Here is an 18891-nt window from a genome sequence, read left to right as displayed (position 1 = left end):
GCACAAGCTGACCAGCAGTACTCAGCAAAACCGCATAGGTGCTATGAATATTCTGGCACCGCAATTCGTATCGATTTAAGAGAAACATCATGGCTAATCGCGAAACTGGCACCGTCAAATGGTTCAACGATGAGAAGGGCTTCGGCTTCATTACCCCGGCTAACGGCGGCGATGATCTGTTCGTGCACTTCAAAGCAATCCAGAGCGACGGTTTCAAAAGCCTGAAAGAAGGCCAAACCGTTACCTACGTGGCCGCTCGTGGTCAGAAAGGTATGCAAGCTGAAGAGGTTCAGGTGGCCTAAGCCTCTGACCTGATCGAGATAAGCCCTGCAGACGCGGGGCTTGTTTTTTTCTGCCAACTGCAAAGCCAGCACACGATGGCCCACAACTAGACCCGCAGGGTGCAACGCCCGTAGCGGTCACCCGATCTCCCCGGTAAAACTAGGTATCGCCAGCGCTGCATTGCAGGGCAAACAGGCAACCCCTCTCCCGTCGTCATCCGCAACCGCAGCCCTATGGCCAAGTGTCTTGACGCACCTACCTGCCGTTATGGGCAGAACCCAACACTCGAGAACATCCGGCCTTTATGCCGGGATGGAACGGCGCTACAGCTGAATCGGTCGACGCCCGGCAATCGAGTGCGCCAGGGTGCCGCCATCGACCAGCTCCAGCTCACCGCCCAGGGGCATGCCGTGGGCGATACGCGAAGCGATCAGGCCCTTGCCCGCCAGCAACTGGGCGATGTAATGGGCGGTGGCCTCGCCTTCCACCGTGGGATTGGTGGCCAGTATCACCTCGGTGAAACTGCCGGCGGTGATGCGCGCCAGCAACTCGGGAATGCCTATGGCTTCCGGCCCCAAGCCATCGAGTGGCGACAGATGGCCCTTGAGCACGAAGTAGCGCCCACGAAAACCGGTGTGCTCCACCGCATAGACGTCCATCGGCCCTTCCACCACGCAAAGCAGGCTGTCGTCGCGGCGTGGATCGAGACACAACTGACACACCTCATCCTCACTCAAGCTGCGACACTGCTTGCAGTGCCCCACCCCCTCCATAGCCTGCGTCAGCGCCTGGGCCAGCCGCACGGCACCCGAACGGTCACGCTCGAGCATCTGCAAGGCCATACGCTGGGCGGTCTTCTGCCCCACACCGGGAAGAATGCGCAGAGAATCGATCAGTTGACGGATCAGCGGGCTAAAGCTCATGGCAAGGAATCACATGGGTTCTGGGCGGTTGGAAACGACAGTGGGTCATGTCCACGAAATGTTTCAGCCAATGGTGGATAACGCTGCGCGGCTATCCACCCTGCTCATTGCTTGCTTATCGCCCCGACTGCTATCGCTCGGGGGCGACTAGACGGTATGCAGTACAAGGCGCGAACGGCCACGGGCACCGGAATTTACATCTGTAAATGAGGATGCTCGGGGCCGTTCGCAACGCAGCAATGTGTGCCGACTGGGCGTCACTTACTCAAAAAGGCATTTTGAAGCCAGGGGGGAGCTGCATCCCCGCAGTCATGCCGGACATCTTGTCCTGGCTGTTTTCCTCAACCTTGCGCACCGCATCGTTGACTGCCGCGGCGATCAGGTCCTCGAGGATTTCCTTGTCTTCCTGCATCAGGCTGTCGTCCAGGCTGACGCGCTTGACGTCATGACGACCGGTCATCACCACGCTGACCAGGCCGGCACCGGACTGACCGGTTACTTCGGCGTTTGCCAGCTCTTCCTGCATTTTCTGCATTTTTTCCTGCATCTGCTGGGCCTGCTTCATCAGGCCGGCCATGCCACCTTTCATCATGGTAGTTGTCCTCGGTAATTATCAGGCAGTCAGGGGTTTGACTGGGGTATCCAGGGGTTCGATGCTGTCCGCGCGGATTACCGCGGCGAATTGCTGAATCATTTGCTGCACCAGCGGATCGTTATGGATCGAGGCTTCGGCATCGCGCTGGCGATTGGCACGCTGACGGGCAGCGGCCTGTGCCGGGGTTTCCTGCTCGGGCTTGCGCAGTTCGATCTGCAGGCTGAGCTCGCGCCCAAGGTGCTGGTTGAGGGCATCGTTGAGTCTGCGCTGCTGGGTCGGGTTGAACAAGGCGCTATGGCCCGGATCCAGATGCAGCAGCCAGTTATCGCCGTCGACCGCGATCAGGGTGCAGTTGGCCCCGATGCTGCCGGTCATCCCCGACAACCCCAGCTTGGGAAACAATTCCAGCCAATCGGCAGCCAGGCCCGTGGCTGGCTGCGCAGCCGGCAGCACTTGCGGCTCGGCCGACTGCTCGATCTCGGCCGCATCGAAATCATAATCGATCGACTCGGCGTCCATCTCTACATAGTCGTAGTCACCGGGTGGCGGCTCATCGTCATCCACATCCGCTTCGACTGGCGACGCAATTTCGACTGCAGGCAACGCTGCTGGCGCGGGCTGCGGCTGGGCGGCTGGCGGCTCGGGAATAATGGTCGGATTCGGCGCTGCTTCGGCAACGGGGGCGGGACTTGCGACCTGTTCTTCCCAGGGCAGCGCCACCGCAGGTACAGTCTGAACCGGCTCAGGCTGCAGGACCGGCGCAGGCACAGGTGTCGTGGCCAGCGGCGGCACGGGCTCTATCCGGGGACTCGCAGGCGGCTCGGCGACTGCCGGCACGGGCAACGGCGAGGCCGTCGCGACTGGCGCGACCGCTGCAACAACCGCTACCTCAGCCACAACAGCCGGCGCAGCCACAGCTGCGCCGGCCACTGGATTCGGCGCGGGATCAGCAGTGGCCTGACTAATCCCCAGCGGCTTTAGCGCCACCCTGGGTACATCGTCGCTTCCCGCGGGGCGGAACGCCAGCATGCGCAGTAGCACCATTTCAAAGCCACTGCGCGGGTCCGGTGCCAGAGGCAGGTCGCGTCGACCGATCAAGCCCATCTGGTAATAGAACTGCACATCCTCGCCCGGCAGAACCTTGGCCAGTTCGAGCACCCGCTCGCGATCGCCCTGGCCATTATCCACCGCCTCGGGCAAGGCCTGGGCAATGGCCACGCGATGCAGCACATTGAGCATTTCCGACAGCACGCCATTCCAGTCCGGGCCCTGCTCGGCCAGATGGCGTACGGCCTCGATCAAACCGCGGGCATCGCCTTCGATCAGGGCATGCAGCACCCCATAGACCTGACCGTGGTCGAGGGTGCCGAGCATGGCGCGCACGTCGGCGGCCAGCACCTTGCCCTCACCAAAGGCAATCGCCTGGTCGGTCAGGCTCATGGCATCGCGCATGGATCCGTCGGCGGCACGACCCAGCAGCCAGAGCGCATCATTTTCAAACGGAATATTTTCCGCCGCCAAGACATGACTGAGGTGATCGACCACCCGCTCCGGCGGCATATTCTTCAAGGAAAACTGCAGGCAGCGCGACAGCACGGTCACCGGCAGTTTCTGCGGGTCGGTGGTGGCCAGCAGGAATTTGACGTGGGGCGGTGGCTCTTCCAGGGTTTTCAGCAGCGCATTGAACGAGCTGGTGGAGAGCATGTGCACTTCGTCGATCAGGTAGACCTTGAAGCGCCCGCGGCTGGGCGAATACTGCACGTTATCCAGCAGTTCGCGGGTGTCTTCCACCTTGGTGCGGCTGGCGGCGTCGACTTCGATCAGATCGACGAAGCGCCCCTCATCGATCTCCCGGCACACCGAGCACACACCGCAGGGCGTGGAGCTGATGCCGGTCTCACAGTTCAGGCACTTGGCGATAATCCGCGCGATGGTGGTCTTGCCCACCCCGCGGGTACCGGTAAACAGGTAGGCATGGTGCAGCCGCTGACTGTCGAGCGCATTGATCAGCGCCCTGAGCACATGGGTCTGGCCAACCATTTCGCTAAACGAGCGCGGACGCCATTTGCGTGCAAGAACCTGATAACTCATCGAAACCCGTCACGAGAGGAAAGCCAAAGTGGGCTAATCCTAACGGAGCATGGGGCAAATTGCATCCGACCTGCCACCTCTATATGGACAGACGCACGGCCCGCTGAAAATTTAGCTGGCTAAAAAACGCACAAGCGCCTAGTATCCGCGACGTTAGTACCACGCTGTAAGTCAATCAGGCCTTTCAGGCCCCCTCGATGGTATCCAGGTAAAGAGCGCATCCGCCCCATCAAGCGATGCCGTACAGCTCTCGACCATGACCCAACCTGCTGACTGATCTGGCCGTCCCGCGCAAGCGCCGACTCAGCCCGCCTCCGAAGTACCGACCCGCAACAAGATTCCCAACCGGAACTTTTGCGCGCAGTCCCGCTCCGATCTGACACATGCATCGACACACCTGGTCGACAGCCTGGAGCTTTATTCAGCGCAATGATGCGCACGTAGTTTTAGGAACACCCAATAAATGAATACTCAACACCAAATTCAGGATGCCATTCGCACCCTCGCCAGCGCATTTGCGCCACTTGATTGCCGCATCATGGCCGCCCGCAAAGGCAGCTTCAGCTTCACCATCGTCAATCATGCGGGCATTGCCCAACACAGCCAGCGCCTGTATCCGGGCCAGTACAGCGGTGCACACCTGCAGCAAGTGATCGATCGCGCCCGCCAGTCCCTGACGGCCTGACCCGACGCGCGGCGAACTATCCAGCCGTGCGGGTGTCTGAATCAGTCAACCTCAGGATGGAGCAAGGTCATGGATAACATCAACCAGCAACTCGTCGAGCAATTGTTCGCTCCCTTGCGCGTCACGTTCAGCGCGCCGCGCCCGGACGGTGGCATTATCCTCTCCCTCGTGGATGCCGCCGACGTCACCGCCTACAGCCGGGTATTAAGCGCCGCCCAGCGCACGGACGCCCAGGCATTCGCGCAAAGCCTTGAAGAAATCCGCCTGGAACTTGCCATGCGCTCCGGCAGCATTCCCGCCGATATGCGCAAAGCCCTGAAAGAACAGGACAGCGTTCTCAGCTACCACCTGGCCTGAACCCGCTCCGCCAAGAGCCCCGCCAACCGCGGGGCTTTTTATTGCGCGCAATAGCGGCCACCCCCTGCTCAGAGGCTGCTGAAAGCGAAGTTGTTTTCCCGGGCCTGCAGAATAACGTCGCCCCGTAGGGTGCGCCGCGCGCACCAAGCGCCTGCCGCCAGCGCACCAGCCAAGGGATATGGCCGCGATCCACTCTGGACGCAAAACCTGGCCTTCATTTGAGTTCGCACAGCCCACAACGCCCGGTGCCAGACAAGCGGCAACGAGGCAGGAAAAATACCGGATGAGCGAATAATAGAGGTAACGCACAGCCCGAACGGGCTTGAAGATGGAGGCAACCCTGCCAGCCACACCCCGGCACACAATGTCACCGCTGCGGCTGCTCCCTTCCAGGCCTGACCGGGTTCACGGCTGATCGTTGCGGGGGGACCGGCAGGGTCACCATAACGCTACCCGCCTTGCAGCGAGCCGCGCCATTGTACTGGCTTGATCCAAACTTACAACAGCTTCAAGCACTTATAACCGGTTTAAGGTCTGCCTGGTGCCGCTTGCACGGGGCTGTCTTGCTTATTGCGCCAGCCTTTATCCCCGCTGGTGCGAGCGCGCACAGGGGATAAAGGCTGCAGATGGCCGCCACCGCTGCGGCGGACAAGAGGCTCGAACTCACACCCGAAAGCGCCCGACCAGGGCTGTCAGGCCATGGGACAGTTCGGACAGGTGCTGACTGGCCCGCGCGCTCTGCTCGGAGGTCTGCGCCGCCTCGTTGGACAGATCGCGAATGTCGCTGATATTGCGGGCAATTTCTTCGGTAACGCTGCTTTGTTCCTCGCAGGCGCAGGCAATCTGCGCGGTCATATCATTGATGCGTTGCACCGAGTCGCTGGTATCGGTCAGCGCCTGATCCACGCCGGCGGCCTGGTCGACACTTTCCCGCGCCTTGGCACTGCCCGAATGGGTCGCCTTGACCGCATTCTGTACCCCTATCTGCAGGCGCTCGATCATCAGCTGAATGTCCTTGGTCGACTCCTGGGTACGGGCAGCCAGGGCACGCACCTCGTCGGCCACCACGGCAAACCCGCGGCCCTGCTCTCCGGCCCTGGCGGCCTCGATGGCCGCATTCAGCGCCAATAGATTGGTCTGTTCGGCGATACCCCGGATCACGGCCAATACCGCGCCAATATTCGCAGCTTCCTGCTCGAGGGTCTGAATACTGGCCGAAGCACTCTCAACCTCCTGGGCCAATTGACGAATCGAGTCGATGGTCGCCCCTACCACCAGAGCACCTTCACGTGACTGCACCTGGGCGCTGCGGGCGGCATCGGCGGCGTGCTGCGCATTGCGCGCCACCTCGTGCACCGCACTGCTCATCTCGGTGGCCGCCGTACTGACCTGATCCACCGCCGCATGCTCGCTGCTGATCAGGCGGTCATTGGCGGCCGCCATACCGGCCAGGCTCTGCGCCGAACGCTCCACCTCCCCCGTGACGCGCCCGACTTCCTTGATCAAGGGCTGCAGCTTGTCGAGAAATCGATTGAAGGCATGGCTGAGCTTGCCCAGTTCGTCGCGGGAAAGCACATCCAGGCGTACGCGCAAATCGCCGTCGCCGTCGGCAATCTGCTCGATGCGATTGAGCAGACTGTGCAGCGGCCGGGTAATCAGGAGCGGAAAGCCAACCACCAAGACCAGGCAGACCAGCAGGCCGACGGCAATGATCAGGCCCTGCTGCCAGCTCAGTGTTTCCCCCAGCCGAATGGCCGCCATGCCCTCATCGTTGGCCGCCAGGTCATCCATCTCGCCGAGCTTGTCGATGGCGGTACGCATGACCTCGAATTGTTCTTCGCTGGCCGCGAAGCTCAGCGCGCTGGCGGCTTGTGGATCGCTGCCCGCCAACTGCAGCACCTGCTGCGAGGTCGCCTTCCAGCGTGCAAAACCACGGTCGAACTGGGCCACCAGCTGCATCGCCTCGGCACCCGGTTGCATGGCGGCAAATTTGTGTACGCGATCATAAGCCTGCTGCAGATTCTCCGTATGGGCCGCCTCCAGGGCACTGGCATGCGCGCCTGCACCCTCGCCGAGCCTGCTGCGCTCGGCCACAAAGGCCTGATAGAGATCGCGGTCGGCGTTGAGCAGCAGGCTGATGCCTGGCAGGAAACGCGTGGTCAACCGCGTACTGGAATCGGCGACCTGGTCGATGCCACGCATACCGAGAAAGCCCATTGCGACCAGCAGCGTTGCCAGCAACACAATGGGCAATGCCATTTTCCAGCGAAACCCCAGATCGGCGAAGAGGCGCAACATAGTGGTACTCCAGAGCAATAGCCAAGTAGCATCAGCTTAGACCAAGCACGACAATCCCCAGGAAAGCTCTCGCGCTACGGGCGCAATGAGTCAGGTGGCGAGTGTGCGCGGGGGAATTATCGATGAGCGGACGAGTCGGAAGCAGACCGCGACAGCCTCAGGGCCGTGCCCCGCATACCAATTAGCAGTACCCTGTGTGCGTTTTGCCAAACCCAAGCGTTTACCAAGGAGCAACAACATGGCCATGACCAAAGACCAACTGATCAGCGATATCGCCGAGTCGACCGACACACCGAAAAGCACCATCCGCGCGGTACTCGAGCAACTCAGCGAGATTGTCAGCGATGCCTTGGAGAACGGCGATGAAATCACCCTGCCAGGTATTGGCAAACTGAAGGTCAGCGAGCGCCCGGCTCGCACCGGCCGCAACCCGCAGACCGGCAAAGCCATCGAGATCGCCGCCAAGAAGGTCGTCAAGTATGTGCCGGCCAAGGCCCTGAGCGACGCAATCAACTGATCGACGCCCCGTAGGATGGGTTAGCGGCGCGGAGCACAAGATTCAAGCCCAACGCGGAACCCCGCGCGCCGCGTAACCCATCAACCACGCCGATGGGTATCGCTGCGCTCAACACCATCCTACCGGCCTTGCCGTGACGTCTATGGGCAAGGCCTATTGCACCGCCTCCTCCAGCGGAGCCACGGCGACCGACCCGGGACCGCCCATCTGCCGGATCCGCCTGACCTGCTGCACCCGATTGAGGTTGTCCCAGGCCATGTCGTAATGCGCGGGCGACTGTTCGATCGCGCTGCGGAAGAACTGCTCGGCGACATCCAGTTTGCCCTCAACCAGGCAGATATAGCCGACGTCATTGCTGGCCTGCGCACGCCCGCCAATCTGTTCGAAGGCGGACAGCGCCTCTTCATAACGCTCCATGCGCGCCAGCAGCAATCCATAGTTGCGCCACAGCGGTTTATAGCCACTGCCGTAACTGATGCCACGCTGATAGGTGCGCTCGGCCTGGGGCCATTGCCCGGCCAGGTAATAGGAATAGCCCAAGCTATTCTGCACCAGCACCGAACGCGGCTCGATCAGCATGGCCAGGCGGTAATAGGCCTCGGACGAGGGGAAGTCGTTGCGCAGATCGGCCAGCACGCCAAGGGCGTTGTAGACCTTGAGCGGCGACTTGCCGTCCACCTTGAGCGCAGCCACGCTGGGCAGGCCTTCGCCCTGGTCATTGCCCAGGCGCTGCTGGTCCAGCGCCACCGCCTTGAACAGCAGATCTTGCGCACCCTTTTGGTCACGCTTGGCCAAACGCAGCATGCCCATCTCGGCCAGGGCATCGAGGTTGTCTGGCTGGTTCGCCAGTACCTCACCGAAGGCCATTTCGGCGAGCTGTATATTGCCGCGCTCGCGATGGATGCGCCCGACCCCGACCAGGGCCTCGTAGCGTTTCGGTTCCAGTTCGATGGCGCGCAGATACTGGTACAGCGACTGATCCAAGTCGCCGGCCTGGTAGGCCATCGCGGCCATTTGCATGGCCTGGTCGGCCGAACTGGCCTGTTTGCGTACCTTGTGTAACAGCGAATTGTCACCGCTATACACCGAGTGGGTGTCGAGCACCGGCTCCGGGCCCATGGTCTGACATCCTGACAGCACGGCCGTCAGGACCAACAGCAGACTGATCCTTTTCATTTCATACCTTCCCGAAGACGTTGAGCACCCCGATGATTGCCGGACCTATGGCCACCAGAAAGAAGCTCGGCCACAAACACAGAATCAAGGGGAATACCAACTTGGTGCCAATTTTTGCCGCCATTTCTTCGGCGGCCTGGGTGCGTCGATCACGGAATTCCTCGGCATAGATGCGCAGGGTGTCGGCCACGCTGCTACCGAAACGGATGCTCTGCGCCAGCAGGCTGACCAGCCCGCGGATCTCCTCCAGCCCGGTACGTTCGGCCAGATGCTTGAGCGCCTCGGTGCTGGGGATGCCGGCACGCACCTCGGCATTGACCAGGGCCAGTTCCAGGGCCAGCTCGGGCTGACTGACCGCCATTTCGTCGGCCACCCGTTCGATGGCCTGGGGCAAGGCCAGCCCCGACTCGACGCACACCACCATCAGGTCCAGGGCATCGGGGAAGGCCACCAGCAGCCGGGTCATGCGCGCCTGCTTGCGCTTGTCTACATAAATCGCCGGTGCCAGCCAGCCCACCCCGAGAGCCACCACCACCAGCAGGATGCCCATGGCCAGCGACAGATTGGGAATCAGCGGCAACGCCAACAGACTAAGGACCACCAGCACCAACGGCAGCAGCAGACGCACGGCCCAGTAAACCTGCACTGCCGCGGGGGAGCGATAACCGGCATGGGTGAGCAGCGTGCGGGTGGATGACTCCGCCCCCTCCTCGCCGGAGTTGAACCGCTGCCCCACCTGCTCCAGCATCAGTTGCAGATTGCTCGGTGCCTCCTGGCCGACGGCCAGACCGCCATGCCCGCGCTTGATCAGGGTCAGGCGGCGCTGTACCGGGTCGCGCAGGCCCGACGCCAGCATGGCCAGGGTCGCCACGGCGAGCACCGCGCTCAGGCCGATGGCACCGACGAACAACAACCGCGCCAGCTCCTCATTGCCGACCACACGGTTGAGCAAACCCAGTAGATAGTCCATGACGCATACCTCCTCTGCCTGCGCTTACACCTGGATACGGATGATTCTACGAATCCACAGAATCCCCAGCAGCATGGCGACGAAAGCTGCCATCACCAGCTTCTGGCCCATGGGTTCCTTGATCAGCAACGGCAGATAGGTCGGGCTCGACACCACGATCGCCGCCGCCAGTACGAAGGGCACCGCCACAAGAATCCAGCCCGACATGCGTCCCTCCGCCGACAAGGTCTTGACCTTGCGCTGAAAGCGAAAGCGCCCGCGAATCAGGCTGCTCAGGCGGGTCAGCACCTCGGTCAGGTTACCGCCAGTGTCACGGTGGATCAGCACCGAGGTCACCAGCATCATCACCGTCATGCTCGGCATGCGTTCGAGCAGCCCGAGCATGGCCCGGCGCACATCGTTGCCGTAGTTGATATCGGCGAAGGTCAGACCGAACTCATGGGCCACCGGCCCCTTATGTTCCTCGGCCACCAGCTGCAGGGTTTCGTTGAACGGGTGGCCGGCACGTAATGCCCGGCACATCGCATCCAGGGCATCCGGCAGGCCCTCCTCGAACGCGGCGAAACGCTTGCCGCGATCGCTGGCGATCTTCATGACCGGCAGCCAGAACACCAGCAGAGCCAGCGCCAGGGCCAGCCACCAGACCTGGCTGTACAGCCACAGCGCAATGCCCGCGAGCGCCCCCAGGATCAGGCCCAGCAACAGCACCCGGTAGGCGCGGTACTCATGCCCGGATTGCTCGATCATCTGCGCCAGGGCTTCCATGGCGGGTAGCTGCTCCAGGCGAGCCTCCAGCGGCGACAGACGTTTGAGGTATTTCTGCCGCAGCACCGTCTGCATATTCGGTAGGTCACTGGCCCGTTCCAGCACATGTAGGCGGCCGCGAATACGCTTGCGCACCCTGCTCGCCTCGCCAAATACCGGTATCACCAGGCTCTGGCTGAGCAGAAACACCGCGGCAAACACCATACCGAGGAACGCGAGGATAAATTCGCTGGGAATCTGGTTCATGACTGCCCCTCCATCCATTCCGGCCGGAACATGCTCAGCGGCAACTCGATACCGCGTTTACCCATTACATCGCGGAAGGCCGGCACCATGCCCGTTGGCCGGTAATCGCCGAGTACCTCGCCATGCTCGCCCATGCCGCGACGGACGAAGGAGAAAATCTCGGTCATGGTGATCATTTCACCCTCCATGCCGTTGATTTCCTGCACGCTGACCAAACGCCGTTTGCCGTCCTCCTGGCGCTCCAGCTGGATCACCACATCGATGGCCGAGGCGATCTGCTGACGCATGGCCTTGATCGGGAAGGTGGCCCCGGTCATCGATACCATGTTCTCGATCCTTCCCAGGGCATCGCGCGCGGTATTGGCGTGGATGGTGGTCAGCGAGCCATCGTGACCGGTGTTCATCGCCGTCAGCATGTCCAGCGCCTCGGTTCCGCGCACCTCGCCGATAACGATGCGATCGGGGCGCATGCGCAGGCTGTTGCGCACCAGCTCACGCTGGTTGACCTCGCCACGGCCCTCGATATTGGATGGGCGGGTTTCCAGGCGCACCACATGCGGCTGCTGCAACTGCAGTTCGGCGGAGTCCTCGATGGTGACGATACGTTCGTTATGCGGAATAAAGCTCGACAGCACATTGAGCATGGTGGTCTTGCCGCTGCCGGTGCCCCCGGAGATCAACACATTCAGCCGCCCGCGGACGATGGCCTTGAGCATCAGGGCAATGGCCGGTGTCAGGGTACCCATCTCTACCAGGCTCGCGGAGCTGAGCAAATCCACGGCAAAACGGCGGATCGACACACTCGGCCCATCGATGGCCAGCGGCGGGATGATCGCATTGACCCTCGAGCCGTCTTTCAGGCGTGCATCCACCAGCGGCGAGGATTCGTCGATGCGCCGGCCCAGGCTGGAAACGATGCGATCGATGATATTCAGCAGGTGCTGGTCGTCGCGAAAACGCACATCGGTCTGCTGCAATTTGCCATGCCGCTCGACGTACACCGAGGCATAACCATTGACCAGGATGTCCGACACGCTGTGGTCGGCCAGCAATGGCTCCAGCGGCCCCAGGCCGAGCACCTCATCGGTGATCTGCTTGATGATCAGTTGCCGGCTGCTCGCGCTGACCGGCGCGTTATGCTCATCCAACAGGCGCAGGCAGATCTCGCGTATCTGCCGCACGGCATCGACTGGCTCCAGGGAGTCCAGCAGCGACAGGTCCATGACCTTGAGCAGCTGTTGATAAATCTTCTCCCGCCACTCGCTTTCCACTGAGCTGAGATGGCTCTTGGTGGCATACAGCTCGGCAGGTGTGGAGTGCTCCCAGGCCATCATCTCCTGAGCCGCCGCACCCTGCTCGGGAGCCTCTACGGCAGTCGAAGCTTCGGTCTTGAGCGGTTGTTGACGCAGTCGATTACGCAATTCGCTGAGCATGGTTCACCCCCCGAAAAAACGGCTGAAGGCGCGTTTGAACACACCCGGTTCGGTACTGGCCTGCTGACCGAGCAACTCCTTGCTCAACGCCTGCATGGCAAGCGTGATCGGCGCGCGCGGCGCGTGCAGATCCAGGGGCACGCCGGTATTCTGGCTCTGGCTGACCACGGCAAAATCGTTGGGCACCTGTTGCAGCTCACTGCAGCGCAGCGCCGTCGCGATATCGCGCAAGGTCACCGGGGCGGCCTTGTTATAGCGGTTGACCACCACCTGCAGATTCTCGCCGCGCACCCCCAGCTCATCACGCAGGATGCGCGCCAGACGGCTGGCATCCTTGAGATGGCTGAGACTCTGCTGCACCACGATATAGACCCGGTCGGCCTGCTCCAGGGTAATGCCGGTTAGGTGGTCGATCTGCCGCGGCAAGTCCACCACCACCCAGTCATAGGTGCTGCGTGCCAACTGCAACAGGGCCTCCAGGTTTTCGATATGCACGTCCTGGGGCAGGCACAGCTCGTTCTCGCGTCCACCCAGCACATGCAGGCTCGGGCTGAAATGACTGCAGAAGCCGCGTAGCGCCACGCTGTCCATCTCCTCGATCTGCTGCAGCACCTCTACATGGCTGTGGCCAGGCTGCACGTCGAGGTAATGGGCCACGCTGCCGAACTGCAGATCGAGATCCAGCAGCAGCGTGCTACCGCCCGTGGCACTGAGTTGATGAGCCAGATTGCAGGCTAGCAGGGTGGCACCGGAACCGCCCTTGGCGTTCATCACCGCCACCAGTTTGCCCGTGGTACCGCTACTGGAACGGGTTTCCATGACCATGCGACTAAGGGCCGCCAGCAACTCTTCGGCGGCCACCGGCTCCGGGAGAAAATCACGCGCACCGGCCTGCATCGCCAGACGTATGCCTTCACGCTCGTCCAGCGGTCCGCAGACCAACAGCGGCGGGCGGTCCTGGATCGGATGTTGCAACAGCGCCGCCAATTCCTCACGCCACAAGTGGCTGACCCGTAGCAGCAGGAAATCCGGTTTATGCTCCAGCCCGTACAGCGGGTCGGTATGTCCATTGCTGACCAGACGTGTATTCACCTGCATGCCGGGAGCACGCCGGCAAATGCCGTGCAGGTGCTGCAGCGCTTCCGCATCGCGGCTGCTGATCAGCAGATGCAGTCCCTGCTTGGTGGGGGAGCTGGACGGTGCTGAGACTTCTCTAAGCTTCAACATGGTGTGATCTCCGGAGCTACATCCTCGGCATGTCGACCGAGGCTTTCGCGGGGAATGGTTGACCTGAAGGCCGGCAGGGTGAATACCCCGCCAAACCCTGGAATCAACAACTCATGGGGGAAATTTTCCACCCGCAACTGCACATAGCGGATGGCGCTGAATCCGCCGGCACCGACAAGATCGCCCGGGCTGGGCACACCCACGCCGTTCTCGTCCAGGTAAACCAGGGTCAGGTTGGCGGTCTCCAGGCTGCCGATCAGCGAACTGGCACCGGCATCATCGGCCGCATTGAAGATCGCTCGACGCAATATCACCGGGTCGCTGATATCACACACCGCCGCCAGGCGCGCGCCGCGGCGCACCACCTCGTCCAGAGCATTGACGGTAAATAACAGGCGGCCCATTTCCAGCACACCGAACAGCAAGGTGAATAGCAGCAGACCGATAATGGCGAACTCCACCACATACACCCCGCCCATGCGCCGTCTGTCTAACGATTTCATCACAACCCCCTCATCACGGTGGTGGCCACCAGCGGGATATTCAGCGGGATAGCATCGCCAATCAGCGCCGGCAGGCTGTTGCCAAGCACCGGGCGGAACACATAGCTGATGCGCACTTGAACATGGTCACTGCCCACGGCCCCGACTGTTACGTCTGCAGTGGTCAGCCCCGGTGCCACCTCGTTGCCGGGCTGGGGTACGGGTACGCCATAGACCGCAAGATTCTTGGTCCTGGCCTCTAACACCGGATCGATCGAGACCTGGCCGAGGTTGCCATTCCAGGCCTCTCCGGCCAGGTAACGCACCGCGTCGCGATTGGCCTGCAGCAGGTTGTTGTAGTGGTAGAACATGCGTCCAAACTCACCGATGGCCAACAGCAATAACAGCAGAAGCGGCAGGGTGATGGCGAACTCGACCATGGCCACGCCACGCTGGGCCTGCCTGGGCTTGAATGACTGACTGTGCATAAACACCTCCCAGTAACTGGGCTGATCATCGCCCGGGTACAATCCGGGACCGGTGTTGCATGAGGCTTACGCCTCCCCCGGACCTTATCCGGGCTAGCTTGTTGCGGCCCCGTAGCCCGGATAAGCTCCAGCGCAATGCGGGACCGACCTTGAGCTGGCACCGCCCTGGGTTACACCCGGTCTACACCGACCGGTCAGGAATCGGGGCTTGGCGTCGCAACGCCGCCGATATAGGTCTTGTACAGCTGAATGATGTTCGGCCCGACATCGTCGGCTGGTGTCGCTCCGGCATAACCATCGCCCTCGCACTCGCTGATGAACTGGCCGAATACCTGCGCCTCGGTACCTTGCTGCTTGACCGTCTGTAATAGATAGAAACAGCCGAAGCCCAACACCGGCACCGATGTCTGGCCACCGGATGCGCCGTCGCAATCCCCCATGACCAGGGTGAGGATGCGCCGCTCGTAGGCACCCTGGCAGGTGCCGGACGCGGCGCAGGCGGCGCTGGCCGCCAACCAGTCGTTGTAGTCGAACAAATCGGTGCTACTGGTGGACAGATCGCCACTGCTGGAATTGACCACCTCGCCTCCGTGCTCCACGTCCGAGGTGCTGTCGTTATAGGTCGTCCGCGGGTTGGTGAAGTCGGTGACCCAGTCTGGCGGATAGTCGTTGGCGCTCATGCTTCCGGTGTATACCCCCAGGCGGGTATTCAGCCCCTGGGCCACTGGCCCGGTCTGATTACCCGGCTCGGTTTCCGCCTCATCGCCCACCGCGTTGCACTTGTCTATACCTCCAGCCAGAGCATTGCGCAGGTCGTTGGCCCCGGTGGCACCATCCAGGCGTAGCAACTGGAAGTTCCCGGGGCCGATTGCCGGATCGCTGCCAGCGGCGCTCTTCAGTACCTCCAGATCGCCGAAACCATAGCCCCAGAAATTACCGTTCTCGGGGTCATACTGAGCGGGGTCGCCGCAGACCATGATGGGTTCGATCTTGCACGGGTTGGCCGAGGGACTCGGCCCGGCTGTGGCGATGGCGGCCACCGCCTTGTCACCGAGGTTGCCGGCGGAGAAGGACTGGGCGAAAGTCCAGAGGAACCCGGCCAGTGGGTAATCCGGTACCGACACTCGCACATAGGCGGCATCGGCCGGACCTGGGAAGGAGAATGGCCCATAAACGCTGCTGGATAGTTCCACTATGGCGAAAGCCCCTACTCCGCCATCACCGATGCCACTGTCCAGTTCGCCATTGCCGTCGGCATCGGCATTCAGGCGCAGGGTGTTGAGCGCCGCATCACGCGTCAGGCTGGAGGCATTGCCGCTGTCCTTCACCTGCTGCAGGGTCTTGGCCCCACTCAGGGCTGCGGCATCCACGGCATTCTGCAGGCGGGTCTTGTTCAACAACATATGCCCGCCGTCCAGGGCCAGAGCACCCATCAACAGCATGGCGGCCAGGGCAATCACGATCAGCACCATCACCGCTCCCCGCTGGCGTGCCAGCGTTGCGGTAAACGGCCTTTGCATCCGGGATTTCATGGGCGTAGCCCTCAATTACCGATATTGATCTGGATCGGCTGGGCGACCTGGGCCGCATCGCCGGTTACGCCCCGGTAGCCGTCCATGACTCTTTCGGTCAGCGGGCCGTCGGTACCGCTGGGCGAGATTTCGGTACCCGGGTTGGCCGCCCGCTCCTTATCGGCAATCTGCTGGTAGTGGGTCTGGTACACGCTGTAGCCCACCGATCCGACTCGCCCTTCGTCGTAGGTCATGCACGCGCTTGGCCCCAATAACAGAAGTGTCAGAATGATCGTGCGTTTCATGGTGATTGCCTCCACTGGTTGATCCCGTGCGGCCCGCCGCGGCGAGACACCCTTGCAAACTTTTGACCCGGGCGGCCTTTGCAAGACCGCTCCACACCTACTGCAGATCGTGGCCAAAACTGCCTTCACTGACCCCCAGGCTGACCGGCACCGGGCGGCCCACTTCGCGGCCCTTGGTCCTGCCGAGCAGATAGAAGTCCAGGTCGCTAGGCTCGACAAAGTTTTCGGTGGGCAGGCGCACGGTCCTGGCATCTATTGGCTTGGCCAGGTGCGGCGTGACCAGAATCACCAATTCGGTTTCACCGCTGATGAACTCCTGGCTACGGAACAGGTGACCGATCACTGCGATATCACCCAAGCCGGGGAAACGGCTGACAGAGTCCCGAGTGCTTTCACTGATCAAACCAGCGATGGCAATGGTCTGGCCATTGCCCAACTCGACGGTAGACTGGGCGCTACGCTTGGTCAGCGCCGGTACCAGCAACGAGGACGAACCTAGCGTGGACTCTGTTTCCACGACCAGGCTATTGGCAGCCACCAGCTCGCTGACCGACACATTCAGGTTGAGATTGATCCGTCCCGAGTCCAATACCGTCGGGAGGAATTTCACCCCGACACCGAATTCCTTGAACTCGATGGTGATGCCATCATCATCGGCAACCGGGATCGGAAACTCGCCACCGGAAATAAACTCCGCCTGCTGCCCGGTCAGGGTGGTCAGGGTTGGCTCCGCCAGTACCTTGGCCGAGCCATTGTCCTTGGACGCTTCCAGAATGGCGCTGAAGAGGAAACTCTCGGAAGCGAACTGAGCCAGAAATCCCGTACTGGAGCTGAGCAGGTTATTGGCCAGTGAGCCGCTGTTATTGAATCCGCCAAATTCCCAATTGCCGCCGGAGCCGATAGCCAGAAAGCGTATGCCGAGGCGCTTGACCAGATCGCGCTTCATCTCAGCCACCTTGACTTCGAGCATCACCTGCTGGCTGCCACCGACTGTGAGCAGGTTGATCACATCCAGCGATTGGGTCGGTGCCGCTACCGCGGCTTCGCCCTCGCCCTGGACAATGCTGGCGGTTTGCGCCGTATAGGTTTTGGCCAGCTTGACCGCGCTGTCCATCGCCGCCGCACTGCTGACCTGGCCACGCAGCACCAGCGCGCCTTGGGCGCTATACACCTCGATCCGCTCATTGGGCAGCAGCTCATGCAGCTTGCTCTTCAGCCCACCGAGGTCGTGCACCACCTCGAGATCGAGACTGTCGATCAGCCGGTTGCGGCTATCCCACAACAGCACGTTGGTGCTACCCAGGGCACGCCCGAGTAAATACAACTGAGTCGGGCTGGTCACCAGAATATCGGCGATTTCCGGATTGCCGACCGAGACCTTTTTCACCGGTGCGCGGGTAGTCAGTACCCGCGACTTATAGATCGGCACCTGAATATTGGTGACGTTGGCTGCCGGCATGGCACTGACCGCTGGCACTGGCTCGGCGGCCTGCAGTGCCGCACTGCAGAACAACCCAGCACCTAGTAAGGACAGCGCGCATGCGCCCAGTTTACGGATGATATCCATGCCCTACTCCTTGCGTGGTTATGCGTTTTACCTGCTTACAGGAGCACCGAACCCGCCGATGCCATGTGTCTGAACGTCGCGCCGCGACGCCTGTTCGATGCCCTACTCTCTGCTCGTCCCCTCGCCCTATTTAGGTGGGGACTGGGGGGGGGCGAATATCTAAAGCTGAGCTTTAGTCGACTGCACTTCGATACCGCGAATAATGGTCACGCCACTGCCACCACTGCTGCGGCGCACCACCGGCTTGGCTGCGGGAACGGGGGCCGGTGCTTGCACCACGGCCACGGTTTTCTCGACCGGTGGCAGTGGCTTCTTCTGGTTATCCAGCGGATTGCGCAGGGCCAGCTGTAGCTTGCCTTCGGTCTGCGCCTTGACCAGAATCTCGGTTTCCTCGGGCGTCATCTCCAGGGTTACCGCCCGCACCACCACCGGCTGGGTCTTGTCGGTACTGGCGGTCTGATCAACGGCCAGCACGCGCAGGTCCTCGAGAATGGTTTCCGACTTGGCAGTGTTACCGCTGCCATCGACCTTCTTGGCCACCAGCACATCGACCCGATTACCCGGCAAGAGGAAACCACCGACCCCGACCACATCGTCCACCCGCACCGAGATGGCACGTTTTTCCGGCTCGATCAGTGATGCCAGAGTGCTGCCGCCCAGGTGCTCGGCCAGACGCGCGCCGCGCACGATATCGCCGCGCAGAATCGCGAAGGTGGCGATCTTGCCCACTACCTTGTCGGCGCTATCGAAGGCATCGTCCGGTACCGTGCCCTTGGGCATGCGCACCAGAGTCACCTGCTGGGCCTCGACCATCTGGCCGAAGGGGATCTCCTGCGTGGCCACCACCACGTTTTGCAGGTTGTCGTCCGGGCTGGCGTTGAGTCGTGCACTCAGCCAGTTATTGGCCAGAAAGGCCGCGCCCAGGCCGAGCAGCAGTGAAAGACCGATCAACATAAGCGTGCGTGAGTTCATG

19 protein-coding genes, 1 other RNA gene and 1 pseudogene are annotated in these 18891 nt (G+C 61.8%); 4 read left to right on the top strand and 17 right to left on the bottom strand.

The window, feature by feature from the left end:
• The first annotated feature begins 89 nt into the window (after positions 1 to 89).
• Entirely contained in the window at positions 90 to 302 is a 213-nt protein-coding gene (locus AACY13_RS07710; protein ID WP_262183764.1) for a cold-shock protein, read from the top strand.
• A 303-nt stretch (positions 303 to 605) separates the two neighbouring features.
• On the opposite strand, the gene recR is transcribed toward AACY13_RS07710, so the two are convergent.
• The 3 genes from recR to dnaX all read right to left on the bottom strand — a co-directional run bounded on the left by recR (position 606) and on the right by dnaX (position 3891).
• Positions 606 to 1205, bottom strand: a complete 600-nt coding sequence (gene recR / locus AACY13_RS07705) for a recombination mediator RecR (protein WP_339460510.1) — start codon at positions 1203 to 1205, stop codon at positions 606 to 608.
• Between the two features lie 265 nt (positions 1206 to 1470).
• The gene (locus AACY13_RS07700; protein ID WP_339460508.1) at positions 1471 to 1797 is read right to left on the bottom strand and encodes a YbaB/EbfC family nucleoid-associated protein; all 327 of its coding nucleotides are present in this window, start codon (positions 1795 to 1797) and stop codon (positions 1471 to 1473) included.
• 21 nt (positions 1798 to 1818) lie between these two features.
• Positions 1819 to 3891 carry a DNA polymerase III subunit gamma/tau gene (gene dnaX, locus AACY13_RS07695; RefSeq protein WP_339460507.1) on the bottom strand — a complete coding sequence of 691 codons (2073 nt, stop codon included), beginning with the start codon at positions 3889 to 3891 and terminating at the stop codon, positions 1819 to 1821.
• Between the two features lie 463 nt (positions 3892 to 4354).
• Here dnaX and AACY13_RS07690 point away from each other — a divergent pair, with 463 nt between their 5' ends.
• Entirely contained in the window at positions 4355 to 4576 is a 222-nt protein-coding gene (locus AACY13_RS07690; protein ID WP_339460506.1) for a hypothetical protein, read from the top strand.
• Between the two features lie 69 nt (positions 4577 to 4645).
• The gene (locus AACY13_RS07685) at positions 4646 to 4933 is read left to right on the top strand and encodes a DUF3509 domain-containing protein (RefSeq protein WP_339460505.1); all 288 of its coding nucleotides are present in this window, start codon (positions 4646 to 4648) and stop codon (positions 4931 to 4933) included.
• Positions 4934 to 5271: 338 nt separating this feature from the next.
• Here the strand turns inward: AACY13_RS07685 and ffs are convergent.
• From ffs to AACY13_RS22645, 3 genes and pseudogenes are all read right to left on the bottom strand, one after another.
• Positions 5272 to 5368, bottom strand: an RNA gene (gene ffs, locus AACY13_RS07680) — signal recognition particle sRNA small type.
• A gap of 228 nt (positions 5369 to 5596) precedes the next feature.
• Entirely contained in the window at positions 5597 to 6376 is a 780-nt protein-coding gene (locus AACY13_RS22650) for a methyl-accepting chemotaxis protein (RefSeq protein WP_445262554.1), read from the bottom strand.
• Between the two features lie 78 nt (positions 6377 to 6454).
• Positions 6455 to 7192 (bottom strand): annotated as a pseudogene (locus tag AACY13_RS22645) (MCP four helix bundle domain-containing protein); the annotation flags it as partial.
• 277 nt (positions 7193 to 7469) lie between these two features.
• On the opposite strand from AACY13_RS22645, the gene AACY13_RS07670 reads away from it, so the two are divergent.
• A complete protein-coding gene (locus AACY13_RS07670) occupies positions 7470 to 7748 on the top strand; it encodes an HU family DNA-binding protein (protein WP_339460503.1) in 279 nt (92 codons plus the stop codon).
• A 153-nt stretch (positions 7749 to 7901) separates the two neighbouring features.
• Here the strand turns inward: AACY13_RS07670 and AACY13_RS07665 are convergent, their stop codons facing one another.
• The 11 genes from AACY13_RS07665 to cpaB form a co-directional block, all read right to left on the bottom strand.
• Positions 7902 to 8924 carry a tetratricopeptide repeat protein gene (locus AACY13_RS07665; RefSeq protein ID WP_339460502.1) on the bottom strand — a complete coding sequence of 341 codons (1023 nt, stop codon included), beginning with the start codon at positions 8922 to 8924 and terminating at the stop codon, positions 7902 to 7904.
• 1 nt (position 8925) lies between these two features.
• Entirely contained in the window at positions 8926 to 9894 is a 969-nt protein-coding gene (locus AACY13_RS07660; RefSeq protein ID WP_339460501.1) for a type II secretion system F family protein, read from the bottom strand.
• Positions 9895 to 9918: 24 nt separating this feature from the next.
• Complete coding sequence (locus AACY13_RS07655) at positions 9919 to 10905, bottom strand: type II secretion system F family protein (protein ID WP_339460500.1); 987 nt, start codon at positions 10903 to 10905, stop codon at positions 9919 to 9921.
• Entirely contained in the window at positions 10902 to 12338 is a 1437-nt protein-coding gene (locus tag AACY13_RS07650) for a CpaF family protein (protein WP_339460499.1), read from the bottom strand. Before AACY13_RS07650 ends, AACY13_RS07655 begins: the two co-directional genes overlap by 4 nt.
• A 3-nt stretch (positions 12339 to 12341) precedes the next feature.
• A complete protein-coding gene (locus AACY13_RS07645; RefSeq protein ID WP_339460498.1) occupies positions 12342 to 13565 on the bottom strand; it encodes an AAA family ATPase in 1224 nt (407 codons plus the stop codon).
• Positions 13559 to 14068 carry a TadE/TadG family type IV pilus assembly protein gene (locus AACY13_RS07640; protein ID WP_339460496.1) on the bottom strand — a complete coding sequence of 170 codons (510 nt, stop codon included), beginning with the start codon at positions 14066 to 14068 and terminating at the stop codon, positions 13559 to 13561. Before AACY13_RS07640 ends, AACY13_RS07645 begins: the two co-directional genes overlap by 7 nt.
• Positions 14068 to 14535 (bottom strand): TadE/TadG family type IV pilus assembly protein, encoded by a 468-nt coding sequence (locus tag AACY13_RS07635; RefSeq protein ID WP_339460494.1) that lies wholly within the window; start codon positions 14533 to 14535, stop codon positions 14068 to 14070. The genes AACY13_RS07640 and AACY13_RS07635 overlap by 1 nt, the downstream gene beginning before the upstream one ends.
• A gap of 194 nt (positions 14536 to 14729) precedes the next feature.
• Entirely contained in the window at positions 14730 to 16055 is a 1326-nt protein-coding gene (locus AACY13_RS07630; RefSeq protein ID WP_339460493.1) for a TadE/TadG family type IV pilus assembly protein, read from the bottom strand.
• 23 nt (positions 16056 to 16078) lie between these two features.
• A complete protein-coding gene (locus tag AACY13_RS07625; RefSeq protein WP_339460491.1) occupies positions 16079 to 16351 on the bottom strand; it encodes a hypothetical protein in 273 nt (90 codons plus the stop codon).
• A 97-nt stretch (positions 16352 to 16448) separates the two neighbouring features.
• On the bottom strand, positions 16449 to 17918 hold the full coding sequence (locus AACY13_RS07620) for a type II and III secretion system protein family protein (RefSeq protein WP_339460489.1): 1470 nt from the start codon (positions 17916 to 17918) through the stop codon (positions 16449 to 16451).
• 159 nt (positions 17919 to 18077) lie between these two features.
• The gene (gene cpaB / locus AACY13_RS07615) at positions 18078 to 18890 is read right to left on the bottom strand and encodes a Flp pilus assembly protein CpaB (RefSeq protein ID WP_339460488.1); all 813 of its coding nucleotides are present in this window, start codon (positions 18888 to 18890) and stop codon (positions 18078 to 18080) included.
• Position 18891 lies beyond the last annotated feature (1 nt).

The organism is Pseudomonas sp. EA_105y_Pfl2_R69, assembly GCF_963970915.1.
Taxonomy (GTDB): domain Bacteria; phylum Pseudomonadota; class Gammaproteobacteria; order Pseudomonadales; family Pseudomonadaceae; genus Aquipseudomonas.
Note: the sequence above shows the minus strand (reverse complement) of the source record. Positions and strands in the feature narration are given on the sequence as shown.

Excerpts from the sequence above, each read along its gene's own strand:
- AACY13_RS22650 (WP_445262554.1), bottom strand. The coding sequence starts at position 6,376 with ATGGCGGCCGCCAATGACCGCCTGATCAGCAGCGAGCATGCGGCGGTG.
- AACY13_RS07650 (WP_339460499.1), bottom strand. The coding sequence starts at position 12,338 with ATGCTCAGCGAATTGCGTAATCGACTGCGTCAACAACCGCTCAAGACC.
- AACY13_RS07710 (WP_262183764.1), top strand. The coding sequence starts at position 90 with ATGGCTAATCGCGAAACTGGCACCGTCAAATGGTTCAACGATGAGAAG.
- recR (WP_339460510.1), bottom strand. The coding sequence starts at position 1,205 with ATGAGCTTTAGCCCGCTGATCCGTCAACTGATCGATTCTCTGCGCATT.
- AACY13_RS07630 (WP_339460493.1), bottom strand. The coding sequence starts at position 16,055 with ATGCAAAGGCCGTTTACCGCAACGCTGGCACGCCAGCGGGGAGCGGTG.
- AACY13_RS07660 (WP_339460501.1), bottom strand. The coding sequence starts at position 9,894 with ATGGACTATCTACTGGGTTTGCTCAACCGTGTGGTCGGCAATGAGGAG.
- AACY13_RS07685 (WP_339460505.1), top strand. The coding sequence starts at position 4,646 with ATGGATAACATCAACCAGCAACTCGTCGAGCAATTGTTCGCTCCCTTG.
- AACY13_RS07700 (WP_339460508.1), bottom strand. The coding sequence starts at position 1,797 with ATGATGAAAGGTGGCATGGCCGGCCTGATGAAGCAGGCCCAGCAGATG.
- AACY13_RS07645 (WP_339460498.1), bottom strand. The coding sequence starts at position 13,565 with ATGTTGAAGCTTAGAGAAGTCTCAGCACCGTCCAGCTCCCCCACCAAG.
- AACY13_RS07690 (WP_339460506.1), top strand. The coding sequence starts at position 4,355 with ATGAATACTCAACACCAAATTCAGGATGCCATTCGCACCCTCGCCAGC.
- AACY13_RS07655 (WP_339460500.1), bottom strand. The coding sequence starts at position 10,905 with ATGAACCAGATTCCCAGCGAATTTATCCTCGCGTTCCTCGGTATGGTG.
- AACY13_RS07670 (WP_339460503.1), top strand. The coding sequence starts at position 7,470 with ATGGCCATGACCAAAGACCAACTGATCAGCGATATCGCCGAGTCGACC.
- dnaX (WP_339460507.1), bottom strand. The coding sequence starts at position 3,891 with ATGAGTTATCAGGTTCTTGCACGCAAATGGCGTCCGCGCTCGTTTAGC.
- cpaB (WP_339460488.1), bottom strand. The coding sequence starts at position 18,890 with ATGAACTCACGCACGCTTATGTTGATCGGTCTTTCACTGCTGCTCGGC.
- AACY13_RS07620 (WP_339460489.1), bottom strand. The coding sequence starts at position 17,918 with ATGGATATCATCCGTAAACTGGGCGCATGCGCGCTGTCCTTACTAGGT.
- AACY13_RS07665 (WP_339460502.1), bottom strand. The coding sequence starts at position 8,924 with ATGAAAAGGATCAGTCTGCTGTTGGTCCTGACGGCCGTGCTGTCAGGA.
- AACY13_RS07625 (WP_339460491.1), bottom strand. The coding sequence starts at position 16,351 with ATGAAACGCACGATCATTCTGACACTTCTGTTATTGGGGCCAAGCGCG.
- AACY13_RS07635 (WP_339460494.1), bottom strand. The coding sequence starts at position 14,535 with ATGCACAGTCAGTCATTCAAGCCCAGGCAGGCCCAGCGTGGCGTGGCC.
- AACY13_RS07640 (WP_339460496.1), bottom strand. The coding sequence starts at position 14,068 with ATGAAATCGTTAGACAGACGGCGCATGGGCGGGGTGTATGTGGTGGAG.